Origin of the sequence: Protofrankia sp. Cr1 (genome assembly GCF_963555865.1) — a bacterium.
Classification (GTDB): domain Bacteria; phylum Actinomycetota; class Actinomycetes; order Frankiales; family Frankiaceae; genus Protofrankia.
This window is the reverse complement of sequence record NZ_CAUVXO010000657.1, coordinates 1-642: the sequence shown is the minus strand read 5'-3', so window position 1 is coordinate 642 and position 642 is coordinate 1. Positions and strand designations below refer to the sequence as shown.

1 protein-coding gene is annotated in these 642 nt (G+C 69.8%); it reads left to right on the top strand.

The features are described from left to right. On the top strand, nucleotides 1–642 hold a 642-nt coding region (locus U9980_RS27480; RefSeq protein WP_322770589.1), incomplete at both ends, for a 2OG-Fe(II) oxygenase.

Here is a 642-nt window from a genome sequence, read left to right as displayed (position 1 = left end):
GGGCAATGGCGACCGTGGCGCGTGACCGGCTGGCGAGGATGCTGCGAGGCGACGCGGAGTCCGCGTTCAGCGTGGAGCTGACGGCGAGTAGGGATGACCTGAGCCTCGAAGTCGAGGGCGTCGGGCCCGTGACCTTCCCGGTCCGGCCCGAGCAGGCCCGCGAGCTGCTCGGCCTCGGCCAGCCCGCCCGGTTCGGCCGCGGCGAGGAGACACTGACCGACCCGGGCGTCCGCGACACCTGGGAGATCCCGAAGCACCTCGTCCGCGCCCGGTGGGACGACAAGGCACTCGACGTTCTTCTGACGACGGCAAAAGACGAGCTGGGCCTGCCGATCGCCGCCGAGCTGACGGCCGACCTCCATGCGCTCCTGGTGTACGAGCCGGGCCAGTTCTTCCGCGCCCATCAGGACAGCGAGAAGGACAACGCGATGATCGGCACTCTGGTGGTGGTACTGCCCTCCAGCCACACCGGCGGCGAGCTCGTGGTGCGCCACCTTGACGAGAAGATGGCCTACCGGGGCTCGAGGACGGATCTGTCGCTGGTCGCCTTTTACGCCGACTGCAGGCACGAGGTCGCCGCGGTGCGGTCGGGGTATCGGATCGCGCTTACCTACAACCTCCTGCTGGGCGGGGACACCGCCC